We start from the raw sequence: 16,444 nt of genomic DNA on the forward strand, positions 1-16,444 counted from the left end.
ATAGTTAACGAACACTAATTTACACATTAAAAACTAACTTTTCAGTATGTTAGAAACTCTCAACTAACATTAGAATTATCGCAAAACACAAGTTGCGTACCATTTCATGGGACTTATCTTAACCTAAAACCACTATATTTATAAGTGTTATCGCGAATTAATCGAAGCAAAAAGGTGTTAACTCAGACTAGTGGTTTTCGTATTATTAACGCGTTCAATAAATCCTGTTTAAATATTAAATAATAATTAATTAAGAATGCCACCATTCATTAATTATACTTAACAATAGATTCACACCGCGCCGTTGTCAGATCAGGCCGATAACAGTTTGTCAGGCTCAAACCTCAGTATTTTCGAATCGCGCAATACAGCAGATACTGCAGACCGCGCACCGCTTTGCACATCCCACTATTTTCAGCCAAACAAATCACCACATCCAAGTCGCCACCGCGAAATATATAACCATAAAATACAAAATATCAAGATTATAATTCTATATTAAATTCATTATTTAGTTATTACCAGTTAATTATAACCTCGCAACTTTCGAAATCTTCTACTAAAGACCCTTCAAAACTCACCGTCGGGGGAGTACATTGTTCTGTGCTGACTTCCACGGCAGGGAGTGGCATTCACAGCTAAAAAGGTCAAGATTCATGTCCCCCATTGAAAAATCCAGCAAATTAGAAAATGTCTGTTATGACATTCGTGGCCCGGTTCTGAAGGAAGCAAAGCGCCTGGAAGAAGAAGGCAATAAAGTTCTGAAACTCAACATCGGCAACCCTGCGCCATTCGGGTTTGAAGCACCAGATGAAATTCTGGTCGATGTGATACGCAACTTGCCTACCGCACAAGGGTATTGCGATTCAAAAGGTCTTTATTCAGCCCGCAAAGCGATCATGCAGCATTACCAGGCCCGCGGGATGCGCGATGTTACCGTGGAGGACATTTATATCGGTAACGGCGTTTCTGAATTAATCGTTCAGGCGATGCAGGCGTTGCTGAACAGTGGGGACGAAATGCTGGTTCCTGCACCTGATTACCCGCTGTGGACAGCGGCAGTATCGCTCTCTGGCGGTAATGCCGTGCACTACCTGTGTGATGAATCTTCAGACTGGTTCCCGGACCTTGATGATATTCGGGCAAAAATCACCCCGCGCACGCGTGGGATCGTCATCATCAACCCAAACAACCCTACCGGCGCCGTCTATTCCAAAGAGTTGCTGATGGAGATTGTTGAGATTGCTCGCCAGAACAACCTCATTATCTTTGCTGACGAGATTTATGACAAAATTCTCTATGATGATGCCGAGCATCACTCAATTGCGGCAATGGCCCCGGACCTGCTGACGATTACCTTCAACGGCCTGTCAAAAACCTATCGTGTTGCTGGTTTCCGTCAGGGCTGGATGGTACTGAACGGACCGAAGAAACATGCCAAAGGGTATATTGAAGGTCTTGAAATGCTGGCCTCAATGCGCCTGTGTGCCAACGTCCCGGCGCAACACGCCATTCAAACCGCGCTGGGTGGCTACCAGAGCATCAGCGAATTTATCATGCCAGGCGGACGTTTGTATGAACAGCGCAACCGGGCCTGGGAATTACTTAATGATATTCCGGGCGTTTCCTGTGTGAAACCGCGCGGCGCGCTGTATATGTTCCCGAAAATTGATGCCAAACGCTTCAATATTCATGATGACCAGAAAATGGTACTCGATTTCCTGCTGCAGGAAAAAGTCCTGCTGGTCCAGGGCACCGCATTCAACTGGCCGTGGCCGGATCACTTCCGTATCGTCACGCTACCGCGTATTGATAATATTGAAATGTCGCTGAGCAAGTTTGAGCGTTTCCTGTCCGGTTATCACCAGCTGTAATCATGCAAAGTGCTACCGGGTTTGCATCCGGTAGCACTCTCTGCGCAAAATACCGTTACTGAAGTCACAGAGTAAGGGTCGTTATGAAGCAGAGCCACTTTTTTGCCCACTTATCCCGTCTGAAGCTCATCAACCGCTGGCCGCTGATGCGTAACGTACGCACCGAAAACGTCTCCGAACATAGCCTGCAGGTCGCCATGGTCGCCCATGCACTGGCCGCGATTAAGAACCGGAAATTTGGTGGTCAGGTTAACGCAGAGCGCATCGCGCTACTGGCGATGTACCACGACGCTTCCGAAGTACTGACCGGCGACCTCCCTACCCCGGTAAAATACTTCAACTCACAAATTGCTCAGGAATATAAAGCCATTGAGAAAATTGCCCAGCAGAAGCTGGTCGATATGGTTCCGGATGAATTACGCGATATCTTTGCGCCATTAATTGATGAGCACGCCAGCAGCGATGAAGAGAGATCGATTGTGAAGCAGGCCGATGCCCTGTGCGCCTATCTGAAATGTCTGGAAGAGCTTTCGGCCGGTAACAACGAGTTTCTGCTGGCAAAAACACGGCTGGAAAAAACGCTGGAGTCACGGCGTAGTGAAGAGATGGACTATTTTTTAGCGGTCTTTGTCCCAAGCTTCCATCTGTCGCTGGATGAAATCAGTCAGGATTCACCGCTGTAAGTTTGCGGCGACGTTATGTCGGCCGGATAAGACGTTTACGTCGCCATCCGGCCTACAAGCCCCACGCAGCGTAGGCAATCCCGTAGGCCGGATAAGGCGGCAGCCGCCATCCGGCGCATAAAAATTAAAACGGGAACAGCATCGGGATCATCACCACACACACCGCCATCACGATCACCGTAAATGGCACCCCAATTTTCACAAAGTCGCTAAAGCTATAGTTACCCGGCCCCAATACCAGCGTGTTGACGGGTGATGAGACTGGCGTCATAAAGGCCGCGGATGCCGCCATTGCAATCACCATCGCAAAAGGATACGGCGAAACGCCCATCGACTTTGCCGCCGCCAGCGCAATCGGCGCCATCAGCACTGCTGTTGCGGTATTCGAGATAAATAAGCCAATGGTCGCACACAGGACAAACAGACAACCCAACATCATGTACGGGCCATATCCCCCACCGACGTCCATGAGTCCTTTTACCACCAGATCGACACCGCCGGTTTTTTGTAAAGCCAGCGCGAAAGGCATCATCCCGACGATCAAGATAATACTTGGCCAGTGGATAGCCTTATAGGCGCTCTCCGCATCAATACACCGGAATTTCCCCATTAGCAGGCAGGCGATAATGGCGGCCACCGTATTGGGGATTTCATCCGTCAGCATTAACGCAACCATCAGAACCAGGCAGAAAATCGCGTGCGGTGCCTGGCTGTGTGCCGGAGACGCTTCACTGACTTCGACCGGCATGTTCAACACCACAAAGTCGCGGCCTTTTTTCCCAAGCGCGGTGATAAGTTTCCAGTTACCCACGACCAGAATGATATCACCCATCAGCAACGGTTCATCCACCACCGCGCCGTCCATCGCCGTACCATCACGCTTCACCCCGACGACGTTCAGGCCGTAACGCGTACGAAACGCGATTTCCCGTACCGTTTTACCGATTAATTCTGATTCCGGGATCAACGAAATCTCAGCCATCCCCACATCGAGCGCCTGTTCGGAAAAATACTCGCCGCGCAACACCATCGGCTCCAGCAATTGTTCACTGCAGAATTCGCGCAGATCGACATCAGCGGCGGACATATCAATGAGCAAAACGTCGCGGGCACGGAACTCAGAGACCCCATTAACGTCCACAATCACGCGCCGAAAGCGACGCCAGCGCTCAACACCAATCACGTTCGCCCCGTAGCGCTCACGCAGCTTCAGGTCGTCAAGACGCTGGCCAATCATCGGCGAGCCGGGACGAATAGCCAGGCGGCGGGCGCGCCCCGTCAGACGATACTCTTTGATAAGATCGCGAAAGGTCCGGCGTTTCCAGCCATCCCCCTGCTGCCCGGCATCATCGCCCTTCAGCATAAAACGCATCAGCAGCATGTAAATGATACCGAGCACCAGAACAACCAGCCCCAACGGAGTCACGCTGAAAAAGCTGAAGCCGTTAAGTCCCTCGCGCAGTAACTCACTGTTGACGACTAGGTTCGGTGGTGTCGCCACCAGCGTCATCATGCCGCTGATAAGCCCCGCGAAGCTAAGCGGCATCATCAGGCGTGAGGGAGAGGTTTGCATGCGCATAGATACGCTTAAAACAACAGGAATAAAAATCGCGACTACGCCGGTGGAACTCATAAAGGCACCGAGTCCGGCGACGGTGATCATCAGCAAAACCAGCATTTTGACTTCACTACTGCCGGCCACCTTCACCAGCCAGGCCCCCATCACCGTTGCCACCCCGGTACGCACCAGGCCGTCCCCAATGATAAATAAGGCCGCAATCAAAATAACGTTAGGATCGCTAAAACCCGAAAAAGCCTCTGAAATGCTCAGTGTTCCACTCAGAACAAAGGCAATGATGACCAACAGAGCAACGGCATCCATACGCACTCTGCCAGTAGCAAACAAAACGACGGCAATCGCCAACAATGAGAGAACCCATATCAATTCACCGTTCACAACATATCCTTGTTAAATGAGAGGGATGGATTGAGTTTGCCATAAAAAAGCCCCAACAGTCTGGGGCTAAATCACGATCAGGTATTTCTTACCACGACCACATTTCCGTTGGGTTGCTTGGTCACGGAAATCTGTTCCAGACTGGTCAACGAAAAGTCGACCTCATCCAGACGCGGCGTGTCTGACGGCGCGTTGACCGCGATCACATGACATCCGGCAGCCAGGCCAGAGAGCACCCCAGCGGGCGCATCTTCAACCACGGTACACTCCTGCGGTGCCAGACCTAGCAGTTGAGCGCCTAACAGATAGGCATCGGGCTCGGGCTTGCCCCTTTTAACCCGCTCAGCAGTGACAAACACTTCAGGCGCGGGAAGACCAGCAACACGATGGCGTGCCCGTGCGACCGGCATTGACCCCGAGGTCACAATCGCCCAAGGGATACCCGCTTTATTCAGGTGATTGAGTAACTCAATCGCCCCTAGTAGCGCGGTGATTCCATCCGTTTCAGTCGCTTCGATATGCTCCAGACGGGTGAATTCCGCCGCGATCTCCGCGTCTGACTTGCCAGGCATAAAGTGCCGCAAGGAAGTAATTGCCTGCTTGCCGTGAATAAAACCGAGTACCTCGTCATGATTGAGACCAAAACGATCGGCCCAGTTACACCACGCACGTTCTACTGCGGGTAAGGAATCGACCAGTGTCCCATCCAGATCAAACAGAAAGCCTTTGCACTGCACGCTCGCCCCCTCAGGCATTAATGATTTGGTTAATTTCATTCGCGCTCAGGTGATACTGACGCGGGCAGGAGTGCCAGACATTCAGCATACGCTGATATTTTTCCCACATTGGAGTCTGAGCGTTGAAGCCATGTGTACCGGCATCAAAATGGGTATAACGGCCTTCCACGTTCACCATAAAACGAACATACCCGAGGAAACGGGCTTCCGTTGCGGCATCAAAGCCAAGGAACGTCACGCGGCGTTCATCAATAGCCTGTGCATCTTTAAGGTTAGTCCAGGACACGTGTAATGCGTGATACATCTCCATAATATCGATAATCGTACGACAGGTTTCTTCCGTCAGCTCACCAAACTCACGATCCAGCTCGCGCATCTGCAAGCCGTAACCGCGTTCAATAATCGTCTGTAAACGACGATAACGCTCGGCGTTGGTCGGATCGAGCATGGTCATCATTTTGTACTGGTTCGACAAAATAAGACGTTGAGCGTTGGTCATTTCCATTTGGGACTCCTGTATCACTACTACTGCGATGAAAAAAAAGAAGGCAACTTGTGCCTTCTTTTATATGCGTAATCAGGGGTCAATTACAAATCATCGAGGAAAGTTTTATCCAGTTGTTTGAAGGCGCGCTTAAGCGTGTCAGCCAGCGCCTGGTAATCCGGCTTCCCTTCAACCGGCGATAACGCCTGCCCGGCTTCTTGTAATTTTCCCCGAACTTCGTAGAACCAGTTGAGAATCGAAGGCGGCAGCGGCGTAACGGAGCGTTTACCCAACCACCACATGCCCTGCATTGGCAGGCTCAGCGCAAACAGCGCCGTTGCCACAGCCGGCCCCAACTGACCACCTAACGCAATTTGCCAGCATAAGGTGAAGACGGCGATAGGCGGCATAAAACGGATCGCGTAACGCGTCATGCGGATCACGCGGTTCTCAACAAACACAGGCGCCAGGCGCTTTTCCATTGGCCACGTCTTTGCGTAGTGCTGTCCCCGGCGAAACAAGCTAAAAAAATTGACGGAGCGATTATCCGGTGTCGACATGGCGGTTACCTCAACTTCACATATAAAAATTAAAAAATTTGTGCAAAACAACAACTACAAAGGACATCGTTCAAAACATTTTGTCTTTGATACCCACATTCAGGTATCCTGTGCCGGCCTGTAAGGCCTTTAGTCCAAAATCATTGAGTCGTCAAATTGGCATACAGTATGCCATTGGCTGAAAAATACGCAAAATGGCATAGACTCAAAGGTATTTATTCCATCGTGCCCAAAAAGACCCTGGCGCATGATGTTAATCATAAACGTCGGTGTCATCATGCGCTACGCTCTATGACTCCCTGACGTTTTTTTAGCCACGTATCATAAATAGGTACTTCCATGTCGAGTAAGTTAGTACTGGTTCTGAACTGCGGTAGCTCCTCACTGAAATTTGCCATCATCGATGCAGTAAACGGTGAAGAATACCTCTCTGGTTTAGCCGAATGTTTCCATCTCCCAGAAGCACGTATCAAGTGGAAAATGGACGGCGGTAAACAAGAAGCGGCTTTAGGTGCAGGCGCCGCTCACAGTGAAGCGCTGAACTTTATCGTTAACACTATTCTGGCACAAAAACCAGAATTGTCCGCGCAATTGACTGCAATTGGTCACCGTATCGTACACGGCGGCGAGAAGTATACCAGCTCCGTGGTTATTGACGATTCCGTTATCCAGGGCATCAAAGATTCCGCCTCTTTCGCACCGCTGCACAACCCGGCTCACCTGATCGGTATCGCAGAAGCGCTGAAATCCTTCCCAAGCCTGAAAGACAAAAACGTGGCTGTGTTCGACACCGCGTTCCATCAGACTATGCCGGAAGAATCTTACCTCTACGCTCTGCCGTACAGCCTGTACAAAGAGCATGGCGTTCGTCGTTACGGCGCGCACGGTACCAGCCACTTCTTCGTGACTCAGGAAGCGGCAAAAATGCTGAACAAACCGGTTGATGAACTGAACATCATCACTTGCCACCTGGGCAACGGCGGTTCTGTTTCTGCAATCCGTAATGGTAAATGTGTTGATACCTCCATGGGTCTGACCCCGCTGGAAGGTCTGGTGATGGGTACGCGTTCCGGTGACATCGACCCGGCGATTATCTTCCACCTGCACGACACCCTGGGCATGAGCGTTGACCAGATCAACAAAATGCTGACCAAAGAGTCTGGCCTGCTGGGTCTGACCGAAGTCACCAGCGACTGCCGTTATGTTGAAGACAACTACACCACCAAAGAAGACGCTAAACGTGCAATGGACGTTTACTGCCACCGTCTGGCGAAATACATCGGTTCCTACACCGCGCTGATGGATGGTCGTCTGGATGCGGTTGTCTTCACCGGTGGCATTGGTGAAAACGCAGCGATGGTTCGTGAACTGTCTCTGGGCAAACTGGGCGTTCTGGGCTTCGAAGTTGACCACGAACGTAACCTGGCCGCACGTTTCGGCAAATCTGGTTTCATCAACAAAGAAGGTACCCGTCCTGCGGTGGTTATCCCAACCAACGAAGAACTGGTTATCGCGCAAGACGCGAGCCGTCTGACTGCCTGATTTCACACCGCCAGCCTAGCTGGCGGTGCTGTTTTGTAACCCGCCGTATATCGGCGGTAACGAAAGAGGATAAACCGTGTCCCGTATTATTATGCTGATCCCTACCGGAACCAGCGTCGGCCTGACCAGCGTCAGCCTTGGCGTGATCCGTGCTATGGAACGCAAAGGCGTTCGTCTGAGCGTCTTTAAGCCAATCGCTCAACCTCGTGCCGGTGGCGATGCGCCAGACCAGACTACCAGCATCGTGCGTGCTAACTCTTCTCTGCCAGCCGCTGAGCCGCTGAAGATGAGCCACGTGGAATCTCTGCTGTCCAGCAATCAGAAAGATGTGCTGATGGAAGAGATTATCGCGAACTATCACGCGAACACCAAAGATGCTGAAGTTGTGCTGGTTGAAGGCCTGGTCCCAACCCGTAAACATCAGTTCGCCCAGTCTCTGAACTACGAAATCGCGAAAACGCTGAACGCGGAAATCGTCTTCGTGATGTCTCAGGGCACCGATACTCCGGAACAGCTGAACGAGCGTATTGAACTGACTCGCAGCAGCTTCGGCGGCGCGAAAAATACCAATATCACCGGCGTTATCGTTAACAAACTGAACGCACCGGTTGATGAGCAGGGCCGTACCCGCCCGGATCTGTCCGAGATTTTCGACGACTCTTCCAAAGCGAAAGTGATCAAAGTTGATCCGGCTAAACTGCAAGAATCCAGCCCGCTGCCAGTACTGGGCGCGGTGCCGTGGAGCTTCGATCTGATCGCAACACGTGCAATCGATATGGCGCGTCACCTGAACGCTACTATCGTTAACGAAGGCGATATCAATACCCGCCGCGTGAAGTCTGTAACGTTCTGCGCACGCAGCATCCCGCACATGCTGGAACACTTCCGCGCAGGTTCCCTGCTGGTAACTTCCGCCGATCGTCCTGACGTGCTGGTTGCAGCATGCCTGGCGGCAATGAACGGCGTAGAAATCGGCGCCCTGCTGCTGACCGGCGGCTATGAAATGGACGCGCGCATCAACAAACTGTGCGAACGTGCATTCGAAACTGGCCTGCCAGTCTTCATGGTCAACACCAACACCTGGCAGACCTCTCTGAGCCTGCAGAGCTTCAACCTGGAAGTGCCGGTTGACGATCACGAGCGCATCGAGAAAGTTCAGGAATACGTTGCAAACTACATCAACGCTGACTGGATTGAATCTCTGACCGCGACCTCTGAGCGCAGCCGTCGTCTGTCTCCGCCAGCGTTCCGCTATCAGCTGACTGAACTGGCGCGTAAAGCCGGTAAACGTGTTGTTCTGCCAGAAGGTGACGAACCGCGTACCGTTAAAGCAGCGGCTATCTGTGCTGAACGCGGTATCGCAACCTGCGTACTGCTGGGTAACCCGGATGAGATCACCCGTGTTGCCGCGTCTCAGGGCGTTGAACTGGGTGCTGGCGTAGAAATCGTTGACCCGGATGTGGTTCGCGAAAGCTACGTTGCTCGCCTGGTCGAACTGCGTAAAAACAAAGGTATGACCGAAACCGTTGCCCGCGAACAGCTGGAAGACAACGTGGTTCTCGGTACTCTGATGCTGGAACAAGACGATGTTGACGGTCTGGTTTCCGGTGCCGTGCACACCACGGCAAACACCATTCGCCCACCGCTGCAGCTGATTAAAACTGCGCCGGGTAGCTCTCTGGTGTCTTCGGTGTTCTTCATGCTGCTGCCGGATCAGGTTTATGTTTACGGCGACTGCGCGATCAACCCGGATCCGACCGCAGAACAGCTGGCAGAAATCGCGATTCAGTCTGCTGATTCCGCGATTGCCTTCGGCATCGAACCACGCGTTGCAATGCTCTCCTACTCCACCGGTACCTCTGGTGCAGGTAGCGACGTAGAGAAAGTACGTGAAGCTACGCGTCTGGCGCAGGAAAAACGTCCTGACCTGATGATCGACGGTCCGCTGCAGTACGATGCGGCTGTTATGGCTGATGTAGCAAAATCCAAAGCGCCGAACTCTCCGGTTGCAGGTCGCGCTACCGTGTTCATCTTCCCGGATCTGAACACCGGTAACACCACCTACAAAGCGGTACAACGTTCTGCTGACCTGATCTCCATCGGGCCGATGCTGCAGGGTATGCGTAAGCCGGTGAACGACCTGTCTCGTGGCGCGCTGGTAGACGATATCGTCTACACCATCGCTCTGACCGCGATCCAGTCTTCCCAGCAGCAGTAATCTGCTGTGTACGCCGGATGGTGACCTAAACGCATCCGTTGCGACCTACATAGCGTGATTCTTGAAACCGGAAATAGCTGATATTTCCGGTTTTTTTATGCCTGTCCCGTTCATTAACAAATTCTGAAACATTTGCTTAGATGCGCTGCATCAATGAATAACTATTCCCCTGTTTGCATACTTAGCCTCTTTGCTTTGCAACAGGGATAGTCCTTTATGTCTGCAGTAACAGAATCACAACCCGCGAAAAAATGGGCCATGCCCGACACGCTGGTGATTATTTTTTTGGTCGCCATTTTAACCAGTCTGGCAACCTGGGTCGTTCCCGTCGGAATGTTCGACAGCCAGGAAGTGCAGTACCAGGTTGATGGACAAACCAAAACGCGTAAAGTGGTCGATCCCCACTCTTTTCGTATTCTGACCAACGATGCGGGTGAAGAGCAATATCACCGGGTTAAGTTCTTCACCACCGGCGATGAAAGCCCTGGTCTGATGAATTTTCCGTTTGAAGGGTTAACCTCCGGTTCAAAATTTGGCACCGCCGTTGGCATCATTATGTTTATGCTGGTGATTGGTGGTGCATTCGGTATCGTAATGCGCACAGGAACCATCGATAACGGCATCCTGGCGCTGATCCGTCATACCCGGGGTAATGAGGTCCTGTTTATCCCGGTACTGTTTATTCTCTTCTCGTTAGGCGGTGCCGTCTTTGGGATGGGGGAAGAAGCGGTCGCCTTCGCCATTATCATTGCACCGCTTATGGTGCGGTTAGGTTACGACAGTATCACCACCGTTCTGGTGACCTATATCGCCACCCAAATTGGCTTTGCCAGCTCATGGATGAACCCATTCTGTGTGGTTGTCGCACAGGGTATTGCGGGTGTCCCTGTACTCTCGGGTTCGGGTCTGCGCATCGTCGTGTGGGTTGTAGCGACGATGATCGGCCTGACGTTCACGCTGGCCTACGCGGCACGCATTAAGAAAAACCCTCTGCTGTCCCGGGTGCATGAATCGGACCGTTTCTTCCGTGAGCAGCAGGACGAGGTCGTCGAGCGACGTTTCACACTGGGTGACTGGCTGGTCCTGATCGTGTTGACCGCAGTGATGATTTGGGTGGTCTGGGGCGTTATCGTCAACGCGTGGTTCATTCCTGAAATTGCCAGTCAGTTTTTCACCATGGGGCTGGTGATTGGCATTATCGGTGTTGTTTTTCGACTCAACGGTATGACGGTCAATATCATGGCCTCCTCGTTTACTGAGGGTGCGCGAATGATGATCGCGCCTGCCCTGTTGGTCGGCTTTGCCAAGGGAATATTGCTGCTGGTTGGTAATGGCGAAGCGGGTGATGCCAGTGTGTTAAATACCCTACTGCACAGTATCGCCAACGGTATTAGTGGCCTGGACAACGCGATTGCGGCCTGGTTTATGCTGCTTTTCCAGGCTGTGTTTAACTTCTTTGTCACGTCCGGATCGGGTCAGGCAGCACTGACTATGCCGCTACTGGCACCACTGGGCGATCTGGTAGGGGTCAACCGCCAGGTCACCGTGTTGGCCTTTCAGTTTGGTGACGGCTTCAGTCATATTATCTACCCAACCTCTGCATCGCTGATGGCGACATTAGGGGTGTGTCGGGTGGACTTCCGCAACTGGTTGAAGGTGGGCGCCACGCTGCTGGGTCTGCTGTTTATTATGTCCAGCGTAGTGGTCATTGGTGCGCAACTGATGGGCTACCATTAAACAACAAGGCCGGATAATGCGCATCAGCGGCTTATCCGGCCTACCACGAGTCCCGATCCGTCATCCAGGATCGGCGGCGCTGAGTTTACTCAGCTTCTTCGTGTTTTTCGGCTTTCGCACTTTCATTCTTGGCATTGCGTGTCATCCACAGCGCCAGTGCTTTCAGTGAGTCCGGTGTAAATTCGTCACAGCGCGCGGTAATTTCTTCCGGCGTCAGCCAGCACACTTCACTAATCTCTTCTTCCTGCAGCGCAAACGGTCCGTGAGACACGCAGCTAAACAGCCCGCCCCAGACGCGACAGTTCTGGTCTTCAAAATAAAACTGACCGTGCTCGGCAAATGGGACGCCGGCAATGCCCAATTCTTCTTCCGCTTCACGACGCGCGGAGTCCAGAAGCTGTTCATCAGCCTGCACAACACCCCCCGCGGTAGCATCCAGCATACCGGGCATAAAGTCCTTTGTCTCAGTGCGACGTTGAACCAGAATTTTACCCATACCATCGTGTACAACGATATACGTTGCACGGTGGCGCAAGCATTGTGCCCGCATTTGTTCCCGGCTGGATTGTGCGATGACTTCATTGTCTTCATTCACAATATCCACCCATTCAGTACTTGCCAAACGACGCTGTTCCACCATCAGGAAACCTTCTTTTTTCTAGCGCTCTTACGGCGCGTTTACGTTTGTGGGGTAACTTACGGATTAATCTCGATCTGCGCAATAATACTTTGATCATTGAGTGCCATCACGCTGAGAACATTATCATCCAGAATCCCGTAGCTTGCCGTAAATCCCCCTTTCGGGATACTTACCGAACCTGGGTTAAACTGGTAGATATCCCCACGTCGCTCTGCCACCGGCAGATGCGTGTGCCCATAAACCAGCACATCGCCAGCGTTGAGCGGTGGTAAGTTATCCGGACCAAAAAGATGTCCGTGCGTCAGAAAGAGTCGCTGGCTGTCAGTCAGAATTTGCTGCCACGGCGCGGTTATTGGAAAATGCAGGAGCATCTGATCCACTTCGCTGTCGCAATTCCCACGCACCGCAATTATCCGCGACGCCTGCTCATTCAAACGCTCGGCGACCTGCGCTGGCGCGTAGCCCTCTGGCAGCGCATTACGCGGCCCATGGTTCAATACATCGCCCAGTATCACCAGCCATTGCGCACCGCTTTGGGCAAACCGTTCAAGTACGCATTCCGTAGCCGGCAACGAACCATGAATGTCCGATGCGAACATCAGTTTCATCACTCACCCCTCGTTGAAAAACACCTTTCAATGATACTGGATTACGCCCCTACTTTCAGCAGGAACGCTTCGCTGAAAGCGCGATAAAACGTTGTACCGAAGCGCGCTGCCACTGGAAGGTGGCATACTCCGCGAGCTGTTCTGGTACATCATCGCCATTCAGAACCAGTCGATTAAGCATTAGCGCTAAATCGCTGTCTGCAATACACCATTCACCAAACAAATTCTGCTTACCGTGCGCCAGTAAACTGCCCGCCGTAGCAAACAATTTTTCCGCACTGGCCCTGCCTGCTTCCGTCAACGGACCTTTCTTCACGCCACCAAAAACCACATCCGTCGAACGCTCTTCCCGGACAGGCATCAGATCGCTGCGGAGCCAGGCCTGAACCTGGCGGGCGCGAGCTCGTTTTTGTAGATCGTGCGGATAAATGCGCTCCCATTGCGGCGGCGCGAAACGCTCTTCCAGGAATTCGGCAATCGCCGAGGATTCACTCAGTTCAAAACCGTCAATGTCCAGAACCGGTACGCGCCGCGTCAGCGCATACCCTTGCCATGAAGGTTGCAAGTGTTCACCACTGTTGAGGTCGACAGTTTTCAGCGTAAAAGGCAGCCCTTTCTCTTGCAGAGCGACATAAACAGACAGCACATAAGGGGAGAAAAAGTTGGCATCTGACCACAGCGTAATTGCAGGTTTGCTCATAATGTCCTCTGACGTGTATTGGCTTGCTTTCAAAATATAGAGTCTTTCTCTCGCTGTCACTTGATGAAAACTCACGCACGTCAGCAGCTTCTATACTTGTAGTGACCCGGTTCATGACAAAACGGACGCTGAAAATGATCGACCTCTACTACACGCCATCGCCAAACGGGCACAAAATCACACTGTTTCTCGAAGAGGCACAGTTAAAATACCGGCTGATTCATGTAGATATCAGCAGAGGCAGCCAGTTCCGCCCTGACTTTTTGCTGATTTCACCAAATAATAAAATTCCGGCTATCATCGACTGCGCCCCGGAGGATGGTGGAAAACCCATTAGCCTGTTTGAGTCTGGTGAGATTTTACTCTACCTGGCGGAAAAGAGCGGTAAGCTACTCAGCGGTGAATTACGCGAGCGCCACACCACGCTGCAGTGGCTCTTCTGGCAGGTTAGCGGACTTGGGCCAATGCTGGGACAAAATCATCACTTCAGCCACTTCGCACCGCAAACTATCCCCTACGCTATTGAACGGTATCAGGTAGAAACCCAGCGACTATACAACGTCATGAATAAACGTCTGGAAATATCACCCTGGCTGGGTGGCGATCATTACAGCATTGCCGACATTGCCTGCTGGCCGTGGATTAATCTCCACCAGCGCCAGCGTATCGACCTCGACAACTATCCGGCGGTCAATAACTGGTACGAACGAATCCGTACTCGTCCCGCAACAGAACGGGCGATGCAGCAAGCGCAGAGCGAGAAAAGTTAACGCGATTCGGTTCTCGTGTATCATGAAAAGGTTCATACATGGAGGAAACCTGCAATGTCACAACCTGACGCAATTATTCGTATAAAAAACCTTCGTCTGCGCACTTTTATCGGCATTAAAGAAGAGGAGATCCTGAACCGACAGGATATCGTCATCAATATTGCCATCCACTATCCCGCAGACAAAGCCCGGACCAGTGAAGATATCAACGACGCGCTGAATTATCGCACCATCACCAAGAGCATCATTTCGCACGTTGAGAGTAACCGCTTCTCATTGTTGGAAAAATTAACGCAAGATGTGCTCGATATCGCACGCGAACATCACTGGGTCACTTATGCTGAAGTGGAGATCGATAAACTTCACGCATTGCGTTACGCCGACTCCGTTTCCATGACATTGAGCTGGCAGCGCTAAACGTAACCCGGGAGGCGACATGCAGATTCTGATTACCGGCGGTACTGGCCTGATTGGACGTCATTTGATCCCCTGCCTGCTGGAACTGGGGCATCAGATTACCGTAGTGACACGTACTCCTGATAAGGCTCGTCAGATTCTGGACTCCCGGGTCACGCTATGGAAAGGGCTGGAAGAGCAGCAAAACCTCGATGGCATTGATGCTGTCATCAATCTTGCCGGAGAACCTATCGCTGACAAACGCTGGAGCGCTGAGCAAAAAGAGCGTTTGTGCCAGAGCCGCTGGGGGATTACGCAGAAACTGGTCGATTTAATCAAGGTCAGCGACACGCCGCCTGCCGTACTCATCTCTGGTTCCGCTACGGGATACTACGGCGATCTGGGTGAAGTCGTTGTGACGGAAGAAGAACCGCCACACAATGAATTCACCCATAAGTTGTGCGCCCGGTGGGAACAGATCGCCAGCGCTGCGCAAAGCGACAGAACGCGCGTATGTTTGCTGCGTACTGGCGTTGTATTGGCCTCTACGGGCGGGATCCTCGCTAAGATGGTCCCACCGTTTCGTCTGGGGCTTGGCGGTCCTATCGGTAATGGGCGTCAATACCTGGCCTGGATCCATGTTGACGATATGGTCAACGGGATTATCTGGCTGCTGGACAACAATCTGCGCGGTCCCTTCAACATGGTTTCGCCATACCCGGTTCGCAATGAGCAGTTTGCCCATGCGCTGGGTCATGCCCTGAACCGCCCGGCGATCCTGCGCGTTCCAGCGGCCGCTATGCGGCTGCTGATGGGCGAATCCTCGGTGCTGGTCCTCGGGGGTCAGCGCGCGTTGCCCAAACGCCTGGAAGCGGCCGGTTTTGCGTTTCGTTGGTACGATTTGGAAGAAGCGCTGGCCGATGTCATCCGATAATGTCTGATATCCCTTCACTGTTGCCATTGTGGTGGTATGGTTAAAAAACCGAATACCACGATGGCGACGTTATGGCGATAATATCAACACCCCGACTTACCCTCTCGTTGTACCAACTCGCTGACTGGCCTTTTTTCCAGCGGCTACGAGAAAATCCTGACGTCATGCGTTTCATGGGGGATATCGCCCCAACCAAAGATACTCGCCTGCTCTTCGCCAGACGCCTTTCCGCTCGACATACCTTTGTTATCCGGGAGCACAACAACACGACGCAACTGGGCGATATTGGCTTACAGATAAGCCATCTTTATCCTCAGGAAGCTGATATTGGCTACGCCATCACGCCACGGGCGCAAGGAAAAGGTATTGCCAGTGAAGCCGTACGTGCCGTGTGCGATTATGCCTTTCAACAGGCTGGCGTAACGGCGATAAATGCCTATGTATTAGCCGGGAATACCGGATCGATACGCATTCTGGAAAAAACAGGATTCAAACGCACTCAGGTGCTTGAAAAAGCCTATGAAGTGAACGGCATAGCGCATGACGACTGGGTTTATCGTCTGGAGTACAGCGCGTTAAAACGGTAGGCCCGGCAAGCATATCG

16 protein-coding genes are annotated in these 16,444 nt (G+C 52.1%); 9 read left to right on the forward strand and 7 right to left on the reverse strand.

Going from position 1 to position 16,444, the window contains the following annotated elements; all coding sequences use genetic code 11:
* The first annotated feature begins 656 nt into the window (after positions 1-656).
* Positions 657-1,874 (forward strand): alanine transaminase AlaA, encoded by a 1,218-nt coding sequence (alaA, locus tag RYZ59_RS01465; RefSeq protein ID WP_318044402.1) that lies wholly within the window; start codon positions 657-659, stop codon positions 1,872-1,874.
* An 83-nt stretch (positions 1,875-1,957) separates the two neighbouring features.
* Entirely contained in the window at positions 1,958-2,557 is a 600-nt protein-coding gene (yfbR, locus tag RYZ59_RS01470) for a 5'-deoxynucleotidase (protein WP_137384161.1), read from the forward strand.
* A gap of 124 nt (positions 2,558-2,681) precedes the next feature.
* Here the strand turns inward: yfbR and RYZ59_RS01475 are convergent, their stop codons facing one another.
* The 4 genes from RYZ59_RS01475 to yfbV form a co-directional block, all read right to left on the reverse strand.
* Positions 2,682-4,514, reverse strand: coding sequence for an SLC13 family permease (locus RYZ59_RS01475; RefSeq protein ID WP_202038190.1), 1,833 nt, complete (start codon positions 4,512-4,514; stop codon positions 2,682-2,684).
* 77 nt (positions 4,515-4,591) lie between these two features.
* A complete protein-coding gene (locus tag RYZ59_RS01480; protein WP_318044702.1) occupies positions 4,592-5,269 on the reverse strand; it encodes a sugar phosphatase in 678 nt (225 codons plus the stop codon).
* The gene (locus RYZ59_RS01485) at positions 5,262-5,756 is read right to left on the reverse strand and encodes a YfbU family protein (protein ID WP_003028086.1); all 495 of its coding nucleotides are present in this window, start codon (positions 5,754-5,756) and stop codon (positions 5,262-5,264) included. Before RYZ59_RS01485 ends, RYZ59_RS01480 begins: the two co-directional genes overlap by 8 nt.
* An 83-nt stretch (positions 5,757-5,839) precedes the next feature.
* Positions 5,840-6,295 carry a terminus macrodomain insulation protein YfbV gene (gene yfbV / locus RYZ59_RS01490; RefSeq protein ID WP_003028087.1) on the reverse strand — a complete coding sequence of 152 codons (456 nt, stop codon included), beginning with the start codon at positions 6,293-6,295 and terminating at the stop codon, positions 5,840-5,842.
* A 339-nt stretch (positions 6,296-6,634) separates the two neighbouring features.
* Between yfbV and ackA the strand changes: the two genes are divergently transcribed.
* From ackA to yfcC, 3 genes are all read left to right on the forward strand, one after another.
* Complete coding sequence (ackA, locus tag RYZ59_RS01495; RefSeq protein ID WP_006683648.1) at positions 6,635-7,837, forward strand: acetate kinase; 1,203 nt, start codon at positions 6,635-6,637, stop codon at positions 7,835-7,837.
* A gap of 76 nt (positions 7,838-7,913) precedes the next feature.
* Entirely contained in the window at positions 7,914-10,055 is a 2,142-nt protein-coding gene (pta, locus tag RYZ59_RS01500) for a phosphate acetyltransferase (protein WP_137384163.1), read from the forward strand.
* 216 nt (positions 10,056-10,271) lie between these two features.
* On the forward strand, positions 10,272-11,792 hold the full coding sequence (gene yfcC / locus RYZ59_RS01505) for a putative basic amino acid antiporter YfcC (protein ID WP_318044410.1): 1,521 nt from the start codon (positions 10,272-10,274) through the stop codon (positions 11,790-11,792).
* An 85-nt stretch (positions 11,793-11,877) separates the two neighbouring features.
* Here the strand turns inward: yfcC and yfcD are convergent, their stop codons facing one another.
* Genes yfcD through yfcF form a run of 3 tightly spaced genes read right to left on the reverse strand, consistent with a single transcriptional unit; the run spans position 11,878 to position 13,740 of the window.
* Positions 11,878-12,432, reverse strand: coding sequence for an NUDIX hydrolase YfcD (gene yfcD, locus RYZ59_RS01510; RefSeq protein ID WP_048211064.1), 555 nt, complete (start codon positions 12,430-12,432; stop codon positions 11,878-11,880).
* Between the two features lie 56 nt (positions 12,433-12,488).
* On the reverse strand, positions 12,489-13,040 hold the full coding sequence (yfcE, locus tag RYZ59_RS01515; RefSeq protein ID WP_202038188.1) for a phosphodiesterase: 552 nt from the start codon (positions 13,038-13,040) through the stop codon (positions 12,489-12,491).
* A gap of 55 nt (positions 13,041-13,095) precedes the next feature.
* Positions 13,096-13,740, reverse strand: coding sequence for a glutathione transferase (yfcF, locus tag RYZ59_RS01520; protein ID WP_137384167.1), 645 nt, complete (start codon positions 13,738-13,740; stop codon positions 13,096-13,098).
* Positions 13,741-13,874: 134 nt separating this feature from the next.
* Between yfcF and yfcG the strand changes: the two genes are divergently transcribed.
* The 4 genes from yfcG to RYZ59_RS01540 all read left to right on the forward strand — a co-directional run bounded on the left by yfcG (position 13,875) and on the right by RYZ59_RS01540 (position 16,427).
* Complete coding sequence (gene yfcG, locus RYZ59_RS01525) at positions 13,875-14,510, forward strand: GSH-dependent disulfide bond oxidoreductase (protein ID WP_048211061.1); 636 nt, start codon at positions 13,875-13,877, stop codon at positions 14,508-14,510.
* Positions 14,511-14,564: 54 nt separating this feature from the next.
* Positions 14,565-14,927, forward strand: coding sequence for a dihydroneopterin triphosphate 2'-epimerase (folX, locus tag RYZ59_RS01530; protein ID WP_005129505.1), 363 nt, complete (start codon positions 14,565-14,567; stop codon positions 14,925-14,927).
* 19 nt (positions 14,928-14,946) lie between these two features.
* Positions 14,947-15,840, forward strand: a complete 894-nt coding sequence (locus tag RYZ59_RS01535) for a TIGR01777 family oxidoreductase (RefSeq protein WP_318044418.1) — start codon at positions 14,947-14,949, stop codon at positions 15,838-15,840.
* Positions 15,841-15,911: 71 nt separating this feature from the next.
* Positions 15,912-16,427 carry a GNAT family N-acetyltransferase gene (locus tag RYZ59_RS01540; protein WP_137384169.1) on the forward strand — a complete coding sequence of 172 codons (516 nt, stop codon included), beginning with the start codon at positions 15,912-15,914 and terminating at the stop codon, positions 16,425-16,427.
* The last annotated feature ends 17 nt before the right edge of the window (positions 16,428-16,444 follow it).

The sequence above is a fragment of the Citrobacter sp. HN-141 genome (assembly GCF_033341895.1).
Lineage (GTDB): Bacteria > Pseudomonadota > Gammaproteobacteria > Enterobacterales > Enterobacteriaceae > Citrobacter.

Bases quoted from the DNA above. Each gene is read 5' to 3' on its own strand.
- yfcD (WP_048211064.1), bottom strand. From the start codon at position 12,432: ATGGTGGAACAGCGTCGTTTGGCAAGTACTGAATGGGTGGATATTGTG.
- yfcG (WP_048211061.1), top strand. From the start codon at position 13,875: ATGATCGACCTCTACTACACGCCATCGCCAAACGGGCACAAAATCACA.
- yfbV (WP_003028087.1), bottom strand. From the start codon at position 6,295: ATGTCGACACCGGATAATCGCTCCGTCAATTTTTTTAGCTTGTTTCGC.
- folX (WP_005129505.1), top strand. From the start codon at position 14,565: ATGTCACAACCTGACGCAATTATTCGTATAAAAAACCTTCGTCTGCGC.
- RYZ59_RS01485 (WP_003028086.1), bottom strand. From the start codon at position 5,756: ATGGAAATGACCAACGCTCAACGTCTTATTTTGTCGAACCAGTACAAA.
- yfcC (WP_318044410.1), top strand. From the start codon at position 10,272: ATGTCTGCAGTAACAGAATCACAACCCGCGAAAAAATGGGCCATGCCC.
- ackA (WP_006683648.1), top strand. From the start codon at position 6,635: ATGTCGAGTAAGTTAGTACTGGTTCTGAACTGCGGTAGCTCCTCACTG.
- RYZ59_RS01540 (WP_137384169.1), top strand. From the start codon at position 15,912: ATGGCGATAATATCAACACCCCGACTTACCCTCTCGTTGTACCAACTC.
- yfbR (WP_137384161.1), top strand. From the start codon at position 1,958: ATGAAGCAGAGCCACTTTTTTGCCCACTTATCCCGTCTGAAGCTCATC.
- RYZ59_RS01535 (WP_318044418.1), top strand. From the start codon at position 14,947: ATGCAGATTCTGATTACCGGCGGTACTGGCCTGATTGGACGTCATTTG.
- yfcF (WP_137384167.1), bottom strand. From the start codon at position 13,740: ATGAGCAAACCTGCAATTACGCTGTGGTCAGATGCCAACTTTTTCTCC.
- yfcE (WP_202038188.1), bottom strand. From the start codon at position 13,040: ATGAAACTGATGTTCGCATCGGACATTCATGGTTCGTTGCCGGCTACG.
- RYZ59_RS01480 (WP_318044702.1), bottom strand. From the start codon at position 5,269: ATGCCTGAGGGGGCGAGCGTGCAGTGCAAAGGCTTTCTGTTTGATCTG.
- alaA (WP_318044402.1), top strand. From the start codon at position 657: ATGTCCCCCATTGAAAAATCCAGCAAATTAGAAAATGTCTGTTATGAC.